Raw genomic sequence first — 17,181 nt, forward strand, 5'->3', positions numbered from 1 at the left:
GGAAATGCTTGCTGGCAGGCGTGGCCTTGGGCATCCTTGCGCGCCTTTATGCTCATGGATGACGCCGCCTTTGTTTGCCCCCTCTCTACGCCTGGCCGCTTGCGCCCTGGGCGCTGCACTGTCGCTCGGCGGTTGCAGCCATGGCATCGAATCGATGCCGCTGGAATTCAGCTCCTTCACTTATCACGACGGCTCCTATTACCTGCGTTTTCGCAGCGACGAAGAAATTGTCAGCCTGTTCAAGCGGCACACCGGCGACGGGCAGATCGGTGAGTGGCTCAAGTGCGCCCTGGATGACGACCAGGACTTCACCGTCGGTCATGCCATGATCTACAACCTGGGCGGCGGGGTGGACTTCGAGGGCATTTCCGAAGTCAAGGGCTACAACTATGTGGTCTGGGCACGTTTCAACAAGACCACCCCGGACCGCAGCACCGAGACGGCGCTGCTCAAGCCGGCAATCCATCGCCTGCTGGCGGGCAAGACCAGCATCCCCTGCAAGCTGAGCATCACCGCCTTCCCCTACAACGCCTATTACTCGAAAACCATGCAACTGCCGGTCGCCCAGGTGCTCAGCGAAGTGGCCAAGCACCGCGACCGGCTGCCGGAGTGGGTTCCCTACCAGGTGGATGCCGGTCGTCCGCCCCTGGTCCCGCAGTTCGAGCCTGTGCCGCTGTACGGCAAGCGCCTGCAGATGATCGATACCGACACCGGTAAACCGCGCGGCTATGTGCCCTACATCGTCAAGCGCCGCGATGGCTACCTGGAGCGGGGCGAGACCGATTACGACGGCTTGACCCATGAAGTCCTGTCGCTGACCCCGGAGACCGTGCAGTTGTACCTGGATGAGCCGGTGCCATGAAATTGCCCTCAATCGATTCCAAGGGCGTCGATGAGGTACTATCGGGATTCTTGCCGTGGCCAAAAAGACTTGCCAATCAAAGACCTGATCGTGATGCAGGTCAGTGGCCGCGGCGCTGTCACGAGTCAGACTGGCCCGTTGCAGGCCCCTGACCTCTGTTGCGCTCTACAGGATTCCCGGTTTGTCCGATTCACTGCAAAACCCCTTGCTGCAATACCTCGCCCGCCTGGCGCCGTCCAGCCAGCTGACCATGAAGTACATCCTCCAGGATGCCGCCGACCGCCTGGGCTTCGAGGATTGCGACATCGCCGAGGTGCCCTGGCACCAGCTTGAGCCCGGGCATGTCACCGCGCTGGTAGCGGCCTTGCGCGCCGACGGTTATGCGCCGAACACCTCGTCGCTGTACGTCAATGCGGTGCGCGGGGTGATGAACGAGGCCTGGCGCCTGAGCCTGATCAGCCAGGAGCAGTTGCTCAAGATCCGCACGGTCAAGCCAACTCAAGGTGCTCGACTGCCGGCCGGGCGCAACCTCAAGCGCAGCCTGATCCGCGAACTGATGGACGCCTGCGCCGCCGACCCGCGGCCCCAGGGCCTGCGCGATGCGGCGGTGATTGCCTTGCTGTATGGCACCGGCATGCGCAAGTCCGAGTCGGTCAACCTGACCTTGAGCCAGGTGGACTTTGATGAGCGCAGCCTGCAGGTGCTGGGCAAGGGCAACAAGCAACTGATCAAGTACGCACCGCCCTGGGCTTTCGAAAAGCTCAACGCCTGGCTGGCGTTTCGCCGCGAGCAGTTGCCTGAAGGGCAGGCCGACGATGAGTTCCTGTTCAACCGGATCCGCCGTGGCAGCCACATTACCCGCGAGCGGATCACCAAGCATGCGATCTACTACATTGCTCGCCAGCGCGGCACCCAGGTCGGGGTAAAGATCATGCCCCACGATTTTCGCCGCTCGTTCATCACCCGGGTGATCGAGGAGCATGACCTGTCGATCGCGCAAAAGCTGGCCCACCACACCAACATCCAGACCACCGCCAACTACGACATGCGCGATGACAACGAGCGGCGGCGGGCGGTGGATCGCTACGATTACTGACCTGTGGGCAGTTGCTTCTAGATTACTGCCCAGCCGCCTCCAGCCCCATCTGCCAGAAGTCTGCTTCCAGCCGCGAGGCCTGGGCGAAGACCTTGACCAGTTCCTCGAATCGCCGTTCGGTCATGGTCCGGGCCGCCAGCTCATCCAGATGCGCGCGGGCAGCGGTGGCCACGCCCTGGTAACCGGCGCCGGCATACTCGCCAATCCATTCGCGATAAGGATGATCGCCCAGCGCCTGGACACCGTTCGGCGTCAGGTTGCGGCCGATCTCGGCGTAGCCGATCACGCACGGCGCCAAGGCTACGTGCAGGTCTAAAAGGTCGCCGGCGGCGCCGCAGTCCAGCACGAAGCGGGTATAGGCTACCGTGGCCTGGTGCTCTGGGGTCGCCGCGAGGTCCGCGGGCGACAACCCCCAGCGCTCGCACAGGCGCACGTGCAGCTCGGTTTCGTCGAGGATCGCCGCCAGCCCTGCCTGGGCCGCGCGGATATCGGCGAGGGTGCGGCTCTTGTAGGCGGCCAGGGCCCAGGAGCGGGCGAACTGGATCAGGAACAGGTAATCCTGCACCAGGTACGTGCGAAACGCTGGCTGCGCCAGGGTGCCGGCAGCCATCTGGCGAACGAAGTCGTGCTCGACATAGCTGTGCCAATCGGCGCTGGCGGCCTGTTTCAGGCGCTCGAAGATATCCATGGTTTACCCCTTGGTGGTCGAATCCATACAGCAAGGCTCAGAATCTCGGTGCTTGCCGGTCCTGTGTGGAGCCTGCCTTGTTGCCAATCAGATTCACCTCAATGTGTCGGGCAGCCGTGTTCCTTGACGATCCGCTGGGTCGACGCCGGGTTGTTCACCAGCTTGGCCGCCGAGCGGGCCGGGCGCTTGACCAGCTCACCGCCGCAATTGGGGCACTGGCCTTTGAGCTGACGCTCGTCGCAATCACGGCAGAAGGTACATTCGAACGAGCAGATCAACGCATCCGGGCTATCGCCGGGTAAATCAGAGCCACAGCATTCACAGTTCGGGCGCAGTTCGAGCATGCTCAGGTCCTCGCAGGCAGGGGGAAATCGTCAGTGTATACGCTCAGGGCCGATACAGGTGGGCATGGCCGGCGCGGTACAGCGCCGACTCCGAGAAGGTGTCGTTGCCCAGCACCCGGCCTACCAGAATCAGCGCGGTGCGGCGAAAATCCTTGGCCGCCGCCAGCTCGACAATCGTCTCCAGGGTGCCCAGCACCCAGTCCTGGTCCGGCCAGGTCGCCCGGTGCACCACGGCGATCGGGCAGTCGGCGCCGTAGTGCGGGCGCAGTTCTTCGACGATCCTGGCCAGGTGCTTGACCCCCAGGTGCACCGCCAGGGTGGTCTGGTGGCGGGCAAGGTCGGCCAACTGCTCGCCAGCGGGCATCGGTGACTTGTCGGCGTAGCGGGTGAGGATCACGCTCTGGGCGATGCCCGGCAAGGTCAGTTCGCAGCCGAGCAGGGCGGCGCTGGCCGCCACGGCGGTGACGCCGGGGACGATCTCATAGGGAATACCCAACTCGCGCAGGTAGCGGATCTGCTCGCCGATGGCGCCATACAGGCTCGGGTCGCCGCTGTGCACCCGGGCGACATCCTGGCCGTTGTCGTGAGCGCTCTTGATCGCCTCGATGATCTGCGCCAGGTGCAGTTCGGCGCTGTTGATGAGCGTCTCGGCGCGGTGGCCTTCCAGCACTGCGGCCGGGACCAGGGAGCCGGCGTAGATGATCACCGGGCAGCGCTGGATCAGGCGCTGGCCCTTGACAGTGATCAGCTCCGGATCGCCGGGGCCGGCGCCGATGAAATAGACGGTCATGGAAAGTCCTTGCTGGGAAAGCGCCGATTATCGGCGAAAATCGGTGGCGCTGGCCAATGCCAGGCTGGCGTCGGCCTGCAGGGTGCGCGGTACCCGCAGGCATGCCGGGCCGCCAAGCTGTTCGGCCAGGGCCAGGGCGGCGCTCTCGGCCACGCCATAACAGCCGCTGTGCTGGTAGGCCACGGCCGAGCGGTGGCTCAGGCGTTGTTCGAAGGCGGCCAGTTGCGCCGCGCTGAAAAACACCAGCGGTACGCCCAGGCGCCGGGCCAGTTCATGCAGGCCGGGTTCGTCGCGCTTGAGGTCAATGCTGGCCAGGCCCATGACCGCGCCGGGCGGCAGGTCATGGGCGAGCAGGGTGCGTGTGAGCAGGGTGCTCAGGGCGTCGGCCGGGCAGCCGCGACGGCAACCCAGGCCGAGGTACAGCTGCATCCTCAGGCCTGGCTTGAACGGCGATACAGCCAGGCACTGATCAGGCCCAGAGCCAGCCAGAACGCGGCGTTGGTCAGCAGCGAAGCGACCTTGAACTCGGCTTCCAGGGCTTCTGGTGCGAGCATCTGGTGGACTTCAGGCTGTGGCGCGCCAATCACATGAGGCACCACCAGCAGTACCGCACCGACAACCTTCAGCAGCCAGTTGTGAGCGAACACGATCAAGGCCAGGCCCACGGCGGTGGCGGCGGCGGTGCCGACCCACCAGGCTTGGCGCTGGGCCAGGTCGGCGGCAGCGGTGCCCGGCAGCTCCGGCGGCAGGCCCAGGGTCGGCGCCAGGCAGAACACGGCAAAGCCGCCCAGGCCCCACAGCGCGCCGCTGATTACGCTCTTCGGTGCGCGCAGGGTGTAGAGCGCGGCGAGGATCAGGGCGAAACCGACCGCCACCACCAGGTTGCCGCCGGTGGTCGACAGGACCCGCTGCCAGCCGTCTTCAGGCGACCAGGCTTCACTGTCGTGATGATGCTCGGCGGTACCGGCGGCATGTTCATGGGACGCCTCGACCGCAGGCGCGGCGCTTTCATAGGTTTCCGCCTGGAGAATCAGCGGCGCGACCCAGAAGCTTTGCAGCAGGGTCAGCAGCAGGGCGGCCAGCAGGCCGGTAAAGCCTGCGGTACTGGCAATATGCTTGATCATCGGGGCAGCACTCAATGGCAAGGGAAGGCGGCGCTGTGACGGGTATCGTGGGCGGCGTTGTGCACTGCTTCGATGTGCGAGAAACCGGCGAAGTACACCAGGCACAGGCCCAGCAGCGAGGCACCGACGGCGACCAGCAGGCGCTGGCTGAGGCTTGAAGGGGTAACGGCTTCATTACTGGCGGTACTGGTACGCATGGCGCTTTCCTCTTGGTGTTGTCGGCAACAGGCAAGCGCAGCAACCCCCTGCACGAGGTTCGCCCAGGGGTTGTAACAGCGCCCGCCCACCGCGGGTTTGTTCAGTCAAGCGTTGGGCCGGTCTCCGGGCTGGTGAGGGTGGGCTGGTGGCCACACCACAGGCGTCACCTTCCCATGCCAAACAGCGGGCACAGTGGTTCTGACGCTTTTCTCACTTACCGTTGCGGGGGCAGCACCGGACTTGTCATACACCTTAAAAAGAAGTGTATGACGCACCGGTTTCCCAGTTTCACCCTCAAGGGGCACCCAAACGAATGGCCTTAGCAAATCACGGGCGCGGGCAGGCGTCAATCGTGACAGCAGTTGACCACTCACCGGGCACTGCGTAGCCTAGCCGCTTCGAGGTTCTTCGGCGCTGGCCGAAGCTAAGACGGGAACGCGGTTCAAGCCGCGGCTGCCCCCGCAACTGTAAGCATTGAAGCGCTCGACACAGCCACTGCACAGCGTGCGGGAAGGCGTCGTTCGACTGGCCCGGCGCCGGTGCAATGCAAGCCAGGAGACCTGCCTCGAACAGTTTCCGACATTCAACCGGGCGGGGTGATCCGGTGGCGAACAGGCCAGGTGCGTGACACCTTTGGCGCTCGTCCCGCATGCCCGCCATCCTGCCAAGGGCATCGACATGAAAACACTGGCCAAACTCCCTGTCACCATCGTTACCGGCTTCCTCGGCTCGGGCAAGACCACGCTGCTGCGGCATATGCTCGACAACGCCCAGGGGCGGCGCATCGCGGTGATCGTCAACGAGTTTGGCGAGCTGGGGATCGATGGCGAAATCCTCAAGCAGTGCAGCATCGGCTGCACTGAAGAAGAAGCCAGCGGCCGCGTCTATGAGCTGGCCAATGGTTGCCTGTGCTGCACCGTGCAGGAAGAGTTCTTCCCGGTGATGCGCGAGCTGGTGGCCCGCCGTGGCGATCTGGACCATATCCTCATCGAAACCAGCGGCCTGGCCCTGCCCAAGCCCTTGGTGCAAGCCTTTCAGTGGCCAGAGATTCGCAACGCCTGCACCGTCGACGCGGTGATCACCGTGGTCGACAGCCCGGCCGTCGCCGCCGGCACCTTTGCCGCCTACCCGGAGCAGGTCGATGCCCAGCGCAAGCTTGACCCCAACCTGGATCACGAATCGCCGCTGCACGAGCTGTTCGCCGACCAGTTGGCCAGCGCCGACCTGGTGGTCCTGAACAAGGCCGACCTGATCGCTGCCGACGACCTGGCCAAGGTGCGCGCCGAAGTCGAAGAAGAGCTGCCACCGGCGGTCAAAGTGATCGAAGCCAGCAGCGGCCGCCTGCCGCTAGAGGTGCTGCTGGGCCTGGGCGCCGAGTCCGAGGCGCACATCGATGGCCGCCGTACCCACCATGATTCGCACCACGATGGCGACGATCACGACGACCATGACCACGACGCCTTCGACTCGATCTCCATCGAGCTGCCGCAAGCCGACGAAAGCCTGTTGCTCGACGCCTTGACTCAACTGGTGGTGCAGCACGGCATCCTGCGGGTCAAAGGCTTCGCGGCGATCCCGGGCAAGCCGATGCGCCTGCTGATCCAAGGCGTGGGGACCCGTTTCGACAGGCACTTCGATCGCGCCTGGCGCAGCGAAGAGCCACGCACCACCCGCCTGGTGCTGATCGGCCAGGAACTGGATGCGGCACAACTGGAAGCGCGCCTGCGCGCCGCCTTGGGCGCTTGACCCATGCACCTGCTGCGGACCCAGCCCGGTGGCTTTGTACCGGACGACAGTATTGCCGACCTCGGCCAGACCCCGGCCGAGCTGGTAATCCTCTGCAGCGGTGACTCGCACCTGGCGCTGCTGGCCGAAACCGCCCAGCAGCTGCCCGAGGCTTTCCCCAGCCTGCGTCTGGCCAACCCGATGCAGGTCCAGAATCACGCCTCGGTCGACCTGTATGTCGACCAGGTGCTACGCCATGCCAAGGTCATCCTGGTGTCGCTGCACGGTGGCGTCGGTTACTGGCGCTATGGTGTCGAGCAACTGCTGGAACTGACCGCCCGTGGCGTGCAGCTGATCCTGGTGCCGGGCGACGACCGTCCGGACCCGGAACTGACCCGCCTGAGCACGGTGCCGGCCGAGCAGGCCGAACGGCTCTGGCACTTTTTGCGCCAGGGCGGCAAGGCCAATGCCTTGAACCTGTTCAACTGCCTGGCCAGCCAGTACCTGCAGGGCGACTACCCCTGGAGCGAGCCGCAGCAGCTGCCGCGCACTGCGGTGTATCACCCGCGCAAGGCCGCCGCGGTGCTGCAAGACTGGTTCGACGAGTGGCAGGTCGAGCAGCCGGTGGTGCCGATCCTGTTCTACCGCTCGCACCTGCAGGCGGCCAACACCGCCTTTATCGATACCTTTTGCCAGCGCTTGCAACGGGCCGGCCTCAACCCTTTGCCGATTGCCGTGGCCAGCCTCAAGGAGGCAGGTTGCCTGCAACAGGTCGAGGATTGGCTGGACCAGGTTGACGCGGCGCTGATCATCAACACCACAGGCTTTGCCCAGTCCAGCCCCGAGCAGCCGCACCTGCGTCCGTTCCGCCGCGATATCCCGGTGTTGCAGGCGATCTGCGCCCAGGACAACGAGCCGGCCTGGCAGGCCAGCGAGCAAGGCCTGGGCGCCCGCGACCTGGCCATGCACATCGCCTTGCCGGAGCTGGACGGGCGCATCATCACCCGGCCGATCAGCTTCAAGGACCTGGCCTGGCGCAGTGAGCGCAGCCAGTCCGATGTAGTTTGCTACCGGGCCCAGCCCGAGCGCATGGACTTTGTCGCCGAACTTGCGCGGCGTTGGTGCGACCTGGCACAGCTACCCAACGCGCAGAAACGCGTGGCGCTGATCCTCGCCAACTACCCGACCCGCGATGGCCGCATTGGCAACGGTGTGGGGCTCGACACCCCGGCCGCCGCGCTGAACATCCTGCGCGCCTTGCAGGCTCAGGGCTATCCCGTGGCGCCCTTGCCCGACAGCGGCACGGCGCTGATCCAGGCCCTGCTCGGCGGCGTCAGCAACGACCTGGACAGCCTTGACCTGCGCCCGTGCATGCAGAGCATGGCCCTGGACGATTACCTGGCGGCTTTTGCCGCTTTGCCCGAGGCCAACCAGATGGCCGTGCGCGAGCGCTGGGGCGAACCGAGCCAGGACCCGATGTTCCGCAGCGGGCGGATGATGATCGCCGGCCTGCGCTACGGCCTGACCTTCGTCGGCATCCAGCCGGCCCGGGGTTACCAGCTGGACCAGAGCGCGGTCTACCACGACCCCGACCTGGTGCCGCCGCACGGCTACCTGGCGTTCTACTTCTGGTTGCGTCACGGCTTTGCCGCCGATGCGCTGATCCATGTCGGCAAGCACGGCAACCTGGAATGGCTGCCCGGCAAAGGCGTCGGCCTGTCCGACAGCTGCTGGCCGGACGCCCTGCTCGGGCCGCTGCCGAACATCTACCCGTTTATCGTCAATGATCCGGGCGAGGGTGCCCAGGCCAAGCGCCGCACCCAGGCGGTGATCATCGACCACCTGATGCCGCCGCTGACCCGCGCCGAAACCTACGGGCCATTGCGCAACCTGGAGCTGCTGGCCGACGAGTACTACGAGGCGCAGTTGCTCGACCCGCGCCGGGCCCGGGAGTTGCAGCGCGATATCCTCGCGCTGGTACGCGACAACCATATCGACCGTGAACTGCAGATCGAAGGCGCGCTGGACGACGCGGCGGTGTGGCTGCCACGCCTGGACACCTACCTGTGCGACCTCAAGGAGTCGCAAATCCGCGATGGCCTGCATGTGTTCGGCGAGTCACCGAGCGGACGCCTGCGCATCGACACCTTGCTGGCCCTGTTGCGGGTTGAGCGGGGCGATGGGCGCGGGGCCAACGGTAGCCTGTTGCGGGCCTTGGCCAGGGCGCTGAAGCTGGGCTTCGACCCACTCGATTGCGACCTTGGCCAGCCCTGGCAGGGCCCGCGCCCGGCGCTGCTGGCCGACCTCGATGCGGCGCTGTGGCGCACCGCAGGCGATACCCGCGAGCGCCTGGAACTGTATGCCAGCCAGCTGATCGAGCAGACGCTCAACGGCAGCAAAGTGCTTGCCGACAGCCCTGAATGGGCGCAGGTGCAGGCTATTGTCGAGGCGCTGGAGCATCAGGTCGCACCGCAACTGGACGGCTGCGGCCCGGCAGAAATGCACGGCCTGCTCGCGGCCCTGGACGGGCGCTTCGTGCCCGCTGGCCCGAGTGGCGCGCCGAGCCGCGGGCGCCTGGACGTGCTACCGACCGGGCGCAACTTCTATACCGTCGATGTGCGCAACCTGCCGACCACCACCGCCTGGCGTATCGGCTTTGCCTCGGCCAACCTGATCCTCGAGCGTCACCTGCAGGACCACGGCGATCACCTGCGCCAGCTGGGCCTGTCGGTGTGGGGCACGGCGACCATGCGCACCGGTGGCGACGATATTGCCCAGGCCATGGCCTTGCTTGGTGTGCGGCCGGTGTGGGCCAGTGGCAGCCAGCGCGTCGACGATTTCGAGATCCTGCCCTTGAGCCTGCTCGACCGCCCACGGGTGGATGTCACCTTGCGGGTGTCGGGGTTCTTCCGCGATGCCTTCGGTAACCTGATCAAACTGTTCGATGCTGCTGTACAGGCGGTGGCGGCGCTGGATGAGCCGGATGACCTCAACCCCCTGGCGGCCAAGGTGCGCAGCGAGCGCGCCGAGTTGCTGGCCCAGGGCCTGGACGCCGAACAGGCGGGCCGTCAGGCCGGCTGGCGGGTGTTCGGGGCCAAGCCGGGCGCCTATGGCGCGGGGGTGCAGAATGCCATCGACGGGCGCCTGTGGAATGAGCGTCAGGACCTGGCCGAGGTCTACCTCAATCACGGAGGCTATGCCTATGGTGCAGCCGATGACGGCACGCCGGCGCGCGCGCATTTTGCCCGGCGCCTGAGCCAGGTACAGGCGGTGGTGCAGAACCAGGACAACCACGAGCACGACCTGCTCGATTCCAATGACTACTACCAGTTTCAGGGTGGCATGCTCGCCGCTGTGGAAAGCCTGGGCGGCAACAGCGTGGCCAGTTATCACGGCGATCACAGTCAGCCCGACCGGCCACGCATCCGCACCCTCAAGGAAGAGCTCAACCGGGTGATCCGTGCCCGGGCGCTGAACCCCAAGTGGATCGACGGGGCCAAGCGCCACGGCTACAAAGGTGCCTTCGAGCTGGCCGCCACCGTCGATAACCTGTTCGCGTTCGATGCCACCACGCACCTGATCGACGACCACCATTACCAGTCGCTGGCCGACGCCTACGTGCTCGATGGGCCGACCCGCGATTTTATCCGCCAGCACAACCCCGAGGCGCTGCGCGACATCACCGAGCGCCTGCTCGAAGCCCAGCAGCGCGGGCTCTGGCAGGAGCCCGGCGAGTACCGCGAAGCCCTGGAAGAACAACTGCTGGACGGCGAAGAAGAGAATTGAGATGAGCGAACCTGCACACTTCCCCCTGGCCGCCGTGGTTGGCGCCGATCAGCTGAAGCTGGCGCTGTGCCTGACCGCCATCGACCCGAAGATCGGCGGCGTGCTGATCGAGGGTCCGCGCGGCATGGCCAAGAGCACCCTGGCCCGGGGCCTGGCGGATTTGCTCGGTGAAGGACCGTTCGTGACCTTGCCGCTGGGGGCCAGCGAAGAGCGCCTGGTCGGCACCCTCGACCTGGATGCGGCGTTGGGCCAGGGCAAGGCGCAGTTTTCCCCCGGGGTGCTGGCCAAGGCCGACGGCGGCGTGCTCTATGTGGATGAAGTCAATCTTCTGGCGGATCATCTGGTCGACCTGTTGCTGGACGTCGCCGCCAGTGGTACCAACCGGGTCGAGCGCGACGGCATTTCCCACCGCCACAGTGCCCGTTTCGTGCTGATTGGCACCATGAATCCGGAAGAGGGCGAGTTGCGCCCGCAATTGCTCGACCGCTTCGGCCTTAATGTCGTGCTCGAAGGCCAGCCGTTGCCCGAAGCCCGTGGCCAGATCATTCGCAGGCGCCTGGATTTCGACAGTGACCCCGAGGCGTTCTGTGCCCAGTGGGCGCCCGCTCAGGCGGCCCTGCGCGAGCGTTGCCATGGCGCCTGTGAGCGCCTGCAACAGATTGCCCTGGACGACCAGGCCCTGGCGCAGATTACCGAGCGCTGCTTTGCCGCTGGCGTCGATGGCCTGCGTGCCGATCTGGTCTGGCTGCGGGCGGCCCGGGCACACGCGGCCTGGCGCGGAGCGCTGGCGATCGAAGCCGAGGATATCGATGCCGTGGCCGAATTCGCCTTGCGCCATCGCCGCCGTGAAGCCCCCACGCCACAACCGCAAGCGCCAGACAACGGTGCGGCGATGCCGCCATCGGCCGGCCAGCAAGGCCAGGGCCAGTGGGGCGAACTGGCGCCACAAGCCACACCGAGCGGCGCCCGGCGCGAGGTACCGAGCTGGGCAAAAAAGCCCTGAGCATCCGCCGGCACACCAGCGCGGATGCCAGACCCCGGCCCGGTGCATTGACTGCGGGCCCGCGTGGGCGTGGCAAGCAGGCTACATCCGGCGCGGTGGCCTGGCCGGCGACCTTGCTCAAGGGCCGCCCGCGCACGCGCAACGACCTGTGCTGGCAGCAGCGCACGGCCAGCGCCCATGAGTTGTGGCTGGTGATTGTCGATGCTTCGGCGTCAACGCGCCGCCACCAGGCCCTGAGCCGGGCCAAGGGCATGCTGGCGGGGTTTTTCGATCAGGCCTACCGCAACCGCGCGCGGCTGACCCTGCTCACCGCCAGCGGCAATGCGCCGCGCTGGCAGCGGCATGGGCTTAAAGCCTCGGCGAGCTTGCAGCCGTGGCTGGAGGCGTTGGGGGCGGGGGGCGGTACGCCATTGCTGGCGGCACTGGAGCAGGCACGGAATTGGCTGCAGGAGCGTCAACGACGCTATCCGGCAGAACTGCAGCGATGCCTGATCGTGACGGATGGTCGGCTCAAGGCCTGGCAGGCGCTGCAACCGCTGCCTTGCCAATCAGTGTTGGTGGATATCGAAAGCTCGCCGGTCAAGCTGGGAAGGGCACAGTTACTTGCGCAACAACTGCATGCCGATTACCAGCACCTGGAGACACTGGCACTACTCGGCGAATAACGCGGAATACATAAGAGTAACTGCGGCTATGTGTCGCAGTTTATACGCGTGTTATAGCAACGTTGCCAAAGACGCGCGCGAATACAGCATCTTTGGCAATTAACCGCTCTTTACTTGGGCATCGACCAAGGCTGCAGCGCATAACCTTTCTCGCTCAACTCGGCGCGAACTTCTTCAATCAAATGAGCCAGTTGCGCAGGGTCGGAGTAGGTGCTGCAAGGAACTTGCTTGCTGCCAATGCGGGTGCTGGTCCGGTCGATGACTGCCAGGCTCAACTCGCCGGTACCGTTGGGTACATCCCAGGCAACACACTGGAAAGGTTCAAAGGCGTGGTCGGCAATCAGCAGGGCTTCGTTGACACGCAGCGGGGCGTTCATGGGTTCGGTCTCTCTGTGGGCCCAAACATGGAATAAACCCGCGCGCCTGTTTGCGCAGCGGTAAGTTACTTGTACTGATGCACGCAGCACCAAGGTGAGTCACATCGCTATTGAAAATTATTTAACCGCAGTGACACAACGCGACCAAGTGTCGCCGCTTCAGACGTTGAAAGCGCAGAAAAATTCCCGACCCTTAGGCAACTAACGATGCTTTGCAGACAGACGGTAGTGGGATATTGACGCATCGTTGCTACTGTTAAAACGGGCCTGCCAACACACTGTTTCTACTTAAAATTCCAACTATTGGCGCCAAGGAAAAGGTCATGCTAGAGCCTGCATCCAACCGCCGCCTGCTGATCGTCGATCCGTGCGATGACTGTCATCGCCTGTTGCCAGGCTTGCGCAGTGTGGGCTGGGACGTGCATAGCTGTACCTTGACTTCGGCCCTTGAGCATCCCTGCGACGTAGGCCTGTTGCGCTTGCAGGCTTCGCACCTGCAGCACCCGGATGCGGTCAAGGACCTGATCAGCCGCAGCAACACCGAATGGATCGCGGTCTTGAGCGCCGAAGAGCTGCGGGCGCAGAATGTCGGCGATTTTGTCTGCGAATGGTTTTTTGACTTTCATACCTTGCCGTTCGATGTCTCGCGGGTGCAGGTCACCCTCGGCCGGGCCTTTGGCATGGCGCGCCTGCGAGGCAAGGGCAACGTGCATGTCGACGAGACCGAGCATGAACTGTTGGGCGATAGCCATCCGATCCGCGAGCTGCGCAAGCTGCTGAGCAAGTTGGCGCCCACCGAGTCGCCGGTGCTGATCCGCGGCGAGAGCGGTACCGGCAAGGAGTTGGTGGCGCGGACCCTGCACCGCCAGTCCCAGCGCCACGACAAGCCGTTCGTGGCGATCAATTGCGGCGCCATCCCCGAACACCTGATCCAGTCCGAACTGTTCGGCCATGAGAAAGGCGCCTTTACCGGCGCCCATCAACGCAAGATCGGCCGAATTGAAGCGGCCAACGGCGGCACCCTGTTTCTCGATGAAATCGGCGATCTGCCACTGGAGCTGCAGGCCAACCTGCTGCGATTTTTGCAGGAGAAGCACATCGAACGGGTGGGCGGCAGCCAGCCGATTGCCGTGGACGTGCGGGTTTTGGCCGCCACCCACGTCGACCTGGAAAAGGCCATCGACAGCGGGCGTTTTCGTGAAGACCTGTATTACCGCCTCAATGTGCTGCAGGTCGTCACCGCGCCGCTGCGAGACCGCCACGGCGATCTGTCGATGCTGGCCAGTCATTTTTCGCATTTCTACAGCCTGGAAACCGGGCGACGCCCGCGCAGTTTCAGCGAGGATGCCTTGGTGGCGATGGGCAAGCACGATTGGCCAGGCAATGTACGCGAACTGGCCAATCGGGTCCGGCGTGGCCTGGTTCTGGCCGAGGGCCGGCAGATCGAGGCTCAGGACCTGGGGCTGCTCAGCCCGCATGCTTTCGCCCCGAGCATGGGTACCCTTGAAGATTACAAGCACCGGGCCGAGCGCCAGGCCTTGTGCGATGTGCTTAACCGACACAGCGACAACTTGAGTATTGCCGCCAAGGTGCTGGGGGTTTCCCGGCCTACGTTCTACCGCCTGTTGCATAAGCATCAAATTCGCTGAGCGCCCATGAAAAAGCCCGCCGATGCGGGCTTTTTCATGGGCGCAAGCTTTAGAAGTAGTAGGGGAACTTCAGGCTGAAAGAGAAGTCTGGCGCGTCGTCGGTCAGGCCAATGGACAGGTTGGGGACGATGGTCAGGTTGTCGGTAGCGGCGAGGGTCATGCCGATGTTGAAGTTTGCTGCGTTGTAGTCGCTGCTGGGAATCGACTGCCAGTTGCCGCCATCGGGTTTGATCTTGCTTTTGCTGGCAAACTGGTCGGAGAACGAAAACGACATACTCATCTTCTCGTTCAAGGCAAAGGCAATACCGGCACCGATCTGCCAGGAGTCGCCGAGCTTCACGTCACCCGGGACTTTGGTATTGATTGTCGGGCTGATATCGCTGAACGAGTCTTGCATATTGTAGGTGTAGGACAGGCTGCCGAAGAGCACGGCAGGGTCGAAGGTCTTGACCAGCGAAATACCCGGTGTAATCGCCCAGACACCATTGCCGGTGGGGAGGCTTTCGGGCACGGACAAGTTGTCGTTGGTGGGGTCGTTGACCAGCTTGATGCCATAAGGGTCCTTGCCGGTAGGCGCCTTGACCCGCAGGGTGACGACTGCGTCAGGCAGGTTTTCCGATTCATCCAGAAACTTGTAGGCAACGCCGAAGTTGACATCGCCGATGGTGGGGTCGCGTCTGACGGTTGCTTCGGATGAAACCGGGCCAGCGCCACCTGCGCCGCCAGAAGAGTAGGTGGACTCGCGGTAGACCACGGGGACGTTGATGTCGAACTGCCAACTCTGATCCAGGTTGTAGCGGGCCGTCAGGTCCAGGGTCCAGTTATCCGCCTTGATGCGGTCGAGGTTGATGTTGCCGAGGAAAATCGAGTCCAGTGCCAGGAAACCGTTGAGTACCAGTGCCCGAGTATCGTAGTGGGTGTAGGTCAGGCCGGTTTCGACGCTGAACTTGCCGCCACCGAAAAAGCCGCTGGCTTCGTCATACAGGTTGGAAACGCTTTGCGCAGGCTCCGAATCGTCCTTGAGCGACTGGCCGTAGGCACTGCCGGTGGTACCCGGCGCACCGGATGCCACCGTCTGGCCACTCTTGACCGTCTCGGCGGGGGACCTGGTGAGGCGTTTGGGGGCAGGTGTGGCAGGTGCTTCTTCAACCTGGCGTACGCGTTGTTCAAGGACCATCAGCGCTTGCTGCTGTGCTTCGTAACGCTGTTTCAACTCCATGAGTTCTTGTTTTAGTGCTTCGACCTGGGGGTCGGCTGCTGCGTAGAGCAATGTGGCTGGAGTCAGGCTACTCAAACAGACGATAGCCCTGAACGTCATCGATCGGTGCATGGGTTAGCCGTCCCTTCTGAATTCAGATGGTGAGACTGAGCGTAGATCAGAATCCGAGCGTGCGAAGGCCTTTGAGCTGGTCGAGGTTGCCGTTCAGCGCTCCGGCGGTCGGCACGTTGTCACGCAGCACAACATTGAGAGAGGTGAGGTTGCTGACCTGGTTGCCAGCGCCGAGCAAGGTGGTGTTCTGCATCAGCCCGCCCTGGGCCAGGCGTTGCACGGTACTGCCCTGGTTGTTGCTGGCGACGATGTTCAGTTGCACACCGCTACCGGTGGACGAAATGCTCAGCGAGCCTGCGCCGTTGGCGCCGGCCAGCGTCGAGCCTGCGGCCAGTGCCTGGCCCTGTGGTTGGGTTGCGGCTGCTGGCGCCTGGTTGGCCCTGGTGACGTTGATATCAACGTTGTTGTAGGCGCTGTTGTTGTCGCCGGCCGCACGCACGATCTGAGTCACGCCTTCGGTGCTGTTGAGGCCGCTGCCACCGGTGACGGTGCCGGTCCCGGTGTTTTGCGAACGCGCCGAGCCCGTGCCATTTTCGTCGATCATTGACACATAGAACTGTGGCTTGATGGTCGACTGTTGAATGTGCATCGAGGATGTTGCGCCGATGACCTCACCATTGGCATTTTGCCAGGTGCTGCTCATGACAATGCCGAAGCTGATGATCCGCCCCGGCATGACAAAGCGGCCTCGCAGGTTTGCCAGTTCCTGATCCTTCAGTTCAATGGGTTTGAGCGTCTGCGCCTGGGTTGGCAGGCTGGCGGCCAGGCAAAGCACGGCGAGCCAGATTGAAGTCTTCATTGGATGCTCCCGGAGCTTCGTGCTCCCTTGTCATTAGAAGAAGTCGCTTTGGATGAATCCGAAGTCCAGCAACTCTGCGTCTTGCACCGGGGTGAAGGTGTTGATGCGGTTCTTGGCGGTGAGCGGTAGAGGCGGGTCGAGCAGGGCATTGGTCTTGTCGTAACCCTGGCCAATGATGGCGAAGATGATGCCGTTCCAGCCTTTGACAAAGTCGTCGACTTTGAAGCGTTTATGGCCAAGCACCGGATCACCGATGTATACCCAGCCGTTGTGAACTTTTTGCATGACCACAAAATGCTTGTAGCCACGGATGTCCATCAGCACCACCACCGGAATGCGGATGGTGTGCAAGGTCTCGACGGCTACCCGGTAACCACGGGCTCGCATGCCGAGGCTTTCCACGTAACGCTTCATGTCGAGCATGGAGAAGCCCTGGACACGGACCAGGTCCTGATCGGCATGGGCCAGCATGCCTTCGATAATCTGTTCTTCATTCACGTCCAGCCAATAGGCCTGGCGCAATATGGTCGCCAGGGCAGCGGCGCCGCAACTGAAGTCGGTTTTCTGTTGCACAAGGTCGGCGAATTTGCGCTCACGCACGCTCTGGATGGGCTTGAATATCACCGCACCACCGGGCAACACGGAAAGTGGCAATTGCGCAGCTTCGCTGATGCTTGCCAGGCAAAGCAAAAACGCCAAGGCGATAATGCGCATGTTCGACGCCCCCTGCGGGTGTTGAAAAAGG

At 63.9% G+C, this 17,181-nt stretch carries 17 protein-coding genes and 2 riboswitches; of the genes, 7 read left to right on the top strand and 10 right to left on the bottom strand.

Annotated features, from left to right (window positions below; genetic code table 11):
• Positions 1-70: 70 nt before the first annotated feature.
• Together NLX68_RS12880 and NLX68_RS12885 are read left to right on the top strand one after the other, a co-directional pair.
• The gene (locus NLX68_RS12880) at positions 71-862 is read left to right on the top strand and encodes a hypothetical protein (protein ID WP_254284302.1); all 792 of its coding nucleotides are present in this window, start codon (positions 71-73) and stop codon (positions 860-862) included.
• A 181-nt stretch (positions 863-1,043) separates the two neighbouring features.
• Complete coding sequence (locus NLX68_RS12885; protein WP_254284303.1) at positions 1,044-1,958, top strand: tyrosine recombinase XerC; 915 nt, start codon at positions 1,044-1,046, stop codon at positions 1,956-1,958.
• A 22-nt stretch (positions 1,959-1,980) separates the two neighbouring features.
• Here the strand turns inward: NLX68_RS12885 and tenA are convergent, their stop codons facing one another.
• The 6 genes from tenA to NLX68_RS12915 form a co-directional block, all read right to left on the bottom strand.
• Positions 1,981-2,646 carry a thiaminase II gene (gene tenA, locus NLX68_RS12890; protein WP_254284304.1) on the bottom strand — a complete coding sequence of 222 codons (666 nt, stop codon included), beginning with the start codon at positions 2,644-2,646 and terminating at the stop codon, positions 1,981-1,983.
• A 98-nt stretch (positions 2,647-2,744) separates the two neighbouring features.
• Positions 2,745-2,990 carry a DUF1272 domain-containing protein gene (locus NLX68_RS12895; protein WP_254284305.1) on the bottom strand — a complete coding sequence of 82 codons (246 nt, stop codon included), beginning with the start codon at positions 2,988-2,990 and terminating at the stop codon, positions 2,745-2,747.
• A 43-nt stretch (positions 2,991-3,033) separates the two neighbouring features.
• A complete protein-coding gene (gene cobM / locus NLX68_RS12900; protein ID WP_254284306.1) occupies positions 3,034-3,780 on the bottom strand; it encodes a precorrin-4 C(11)-methyltransferase in 747 nt (248 codons plus the stop codon).
• A 27-nt stretch (positions 3,781-3,807) separates the two neighbouring features.
• Entirely contained in the window at positions 3,808-4,209 is a 402-nt protein-coding gene (locus NLX68_RS12905; protein ID WP_254284307.1) for a cobalamin biosynthesis protein, read from the bottom strand.
• Between the two features lie 2 nt (positions 4,210-4,211).
• Entirely contained in the window at positions 4,212-4,904 is a 693-nt protein-coding gene (locus NLX68_RS12910; RefSeq protein ID WP_254284308.1) for a CbtA family protein, read from the bottom strand.
• Positions 4,905-4,915: 11 nt separating this feature from the next.
• Complete coding sequence (locus tag NLX68_RS12915; protein ID WP_115086775.1) at positions 4,916-5,101, bottom strand: CbtB domain-containing protein; 186 nt, start codon at positions 5,099-5,101, stop codon at positions 4,916-4,918.
• Positions 5,102-5,198: 97 nt separating this feature from the next.
• A riboswitch (cobalamin riboswitch) is annotated at positions 5,199-5,426 on the bottom strand.
• A 60-nt stretch (positions 5,427-5,486) separates the two neighbouring features.
• Positions 5,487-5,685: riboswitch (cobalamin riboswitch) on the top strand.
• Positions 5,686-5,780: 95 nt separating this feature from the next.
• Here NLX68_RS12915 and cobW point away from each other — a divergent pair.
• The 4 genes from cobW (at position 5,781) to NLX68_RS12935 (ending at position 12,281) form a co-directional block, all read left to right on the top strand.
• On the top strand, positions 5,781-6,848 hold the full coding sequence (gene cobW, locus NLX68_RS12920) for a cobalamin biosynthesis protein CobW (protein ID WP_302056180.1): 1,068 nt from the start codon (positions 5,781-5,783) through the stop codon (positions 6,846-6,848).
• 3 nt (positions 6,849-6,851) lie between these two features.
• On the top strand, positions 6,852-10,613 hold the full coding sequence (gene cobN, locus NLX68_RS12925; protein ID WP_254284309.1) for a cobaltochelatase subunit CobN: 3,762 nt from the start codon (positions 6,852-6,854) through the stop codon (positions 10,611-10,613).
• Position 10,614: 1 nt separating this feature from the next.
• Positions 10,615-11,616 carry an ATP-binding protein gene (locus NLX68_RS12930; RefSeq protein WP_254284310.1) on the top strand — a complete coding sequence of 334 codons (1,002 nt, stop codon included), beginning with the start codon at positions 10,615-10,617 and terminating at the stop codon, positions 11,614-11,616.
• A gap of 95 nt (positions 11,617-11,711) precedes the next feature.
• Positions 11,712-12,281: a VWA domain-containing protein gene (locus NLX68_RS12935; protein WP_367949532.1), complete on the top strand. Its 570-nt coding sequence runs from the start codon at positions 11,712-11,714 to the stop codon at positions 12,279-12,281.
• Between the two features lie 110 nt (positions 12,282-12,391).
• Here NLX68_RS12935 and NLX68_RS12940 read toward each other — a convergent pair whose 3' ends face one another.
• Positions 12,392-12,658: a hypothetical protein gene (locus NLX68_RS12940; RefSeq protein WP_100782718.1), complete on the bottom strand. Its 267-nt coding sequence runs from the start codon at positions 12,656-12,658 to the stop codon at positions 12,392-12,394.
• Between the two features lie 323 nt (positions 12,659-12,981).
• Here NLX68_RS12940 and NLX68_RS12945 point away from each other — a divergent pair, with 323 nt between their 5' ends.
• Positions 12,982-14,307 (top strand): sigma-54 dependent transcriptional regulator, encoded by a 1,326-nt coding sequence (locus NLX68_RS12945; protein WP_254284312.1) that lies wholly within the window; start codon positions 12,982-12,984, stop codon positions 14,305-14,307.
• A 49-nt stretch (positions 14,308-14,356) separates the two neighbouring features.
• Here the strand turns inward: NLX68_RS12945 and NLX68_RS12950 are convergent, their stop codons facing one another.
• From NLX68_RS12950 to NLX68_RS12960, 3 genes are read right to left on the bottom strand one after another with little or no spacing between them, the layout of a single operon-like run.
• The gene (locus tag NLX68_RS12950) at positions 14,357-15,637 is read right to left on the bottom strand and encodes a hypothetical protein (protein WP_254284313.1); all 1,281 of its coding nucleotides are present in this window, start codon (positions 15,635-15,637) and stop codon (positions 14,357-14,359) included.
• Positions 15,638-15,683: 46 nt separating this feature from the next.
• Positions 15,684-16,436, bottom strand: a complete 753-nt coding sequence (locus NLX68_RS12955) for a hypothetical protein (RefSeq protein WP_254284314.1) — start codon at positions 16,434-16,436, stop codon at positions 15,684-15,686.
• Positions 16,437-16,469: 33 nt separating this feature from the next.
• The gene (locus NLX68_RS12960; RefSeq protein WP_254284315.1) at positions 16,470-17,150 is read right to left on the bottom strand and encodes a C39 family peptidase; all 681 of its coding nucleotides are present in this window, start codon (positions 17,148-17,150) and stop codon (positions 16,470-16,472) included.
• Positions 17,151-17,181: the final 31 nt, after the last annotated feature.

This window comes from Pseudomonas sp. SBB6 (assembly GCF_024213215.1).
In the GTDB taxonomy this organism is placed as follows: domain Bacteria; phylum Pseudomonadota; class Gammaproteobacteria; order Pseudomonadales; family Pseudomonadaceae; genus Aquipseudomonas; species Aquipseudomonas donghuensis.

Excerpts from the sequence above, each read along its gene's own strand:
- NLX68_RS12960 (WP_254284315.1), bottom strand. The coding sequence starts at position 17,150 with ATGCGCATTATCGCCTTGGCGTTTTTGCTTTGCCTGGCAAGCATCAGC.
- NLX68_RS12915 (WP_115086775.1), bottom strand. The coding sequence starts at position 5,101 with ATGCGTACCAGTACCGCCAGTAATGAAGCCGTTACCCCTTCAAGCCTC.
- NLX68_RS12895 (WP_254284305.1), bottom strand. The coding sequence starts at position 2,990 with ATGCTCGAACTGCGCCCGAACTGTGAATGCTGTGGCTCTGATTTACCC.
- NLX68_RS12955 (WP_254284314.1), bottom strand. The coding sequence starts at position 16,436 with ATGAAGACTTCAATCTGGCTCGCCGTGCTTTGCCTGGCCGCCAGCCTG.
- cobW (WP_302056180.1), top strand. The coding sequence starts at position 5,781 with ATGAAAACACTGGCCAAACTCCCTGTCACCATCGTTACCGGCTTCCTC.
- tenA (WP_254284304.1), bottom strand. The coding sequence starts at position 2,646 with ATGGATATCTTCGAGCGCCTGAAACAGGCCGCCAGCGCCGATTGGCAC.
- NLX68_RS12945 (WP_254284312.1), top strand. The coding sequence starts at position 12,982 with ATGCTAGAGCCTGCATCCAACCGCCGCCTGCTGATCGTCGATCCGTGC.
- NLX68_RS12930 (WP_254284310.1), top strand. The coding sequence starts at position 10,615 with ATGAGCGAACCTGCACACTTCCCCCTGGCCGCCGTGGTTGGCGCCGAT.
- NLX68_RS12905 (WP_254284307.1), bottom strand. The coding sequence starts at position 4,209 with ATGCAGCTGTACCTCGGCCTGGGTTGCCGTCGCGGCTGCCCGGCCGAC.
- NLX68_RS12910 (WP_254284308.1), bottom strand. The coding sequence starts at position 4,904 with ATGATCAAGCATATTGCCAGTACCGCAGGCTTTACCGGCCTGCTGGCC.
- NLX68_RS12940 (WP_100782718.1), bottom strand. The coding sequence starts at position 12,658 with ATGAACGCCCCGCTGCGTGTCAACGAAGCCCTGCTGATTGCCGACCAC.
- cobN (WP_254284309.1), top strand. The coding sequence starts at position 6,852 with ATGCACCTGCTGCGGACCCAGCCCGGTGGCTTTGTACCGGACGACAGT.
- NLX68_RS12950 (WP_254284313.1), bottom strand. The coding sequence starts at position 15,637 with ATGCACCGATCGATGACGTTCAGGGCTATCGTCTGTTTGAGTAGCCTG.
- cobM (WP_254284306.1), bottom strand. The coding sequence starts at position 3,780 with ATGACCGTCTATTTCATCGGCGCCGGCCCCGGCGATCCGGAGCTGATC.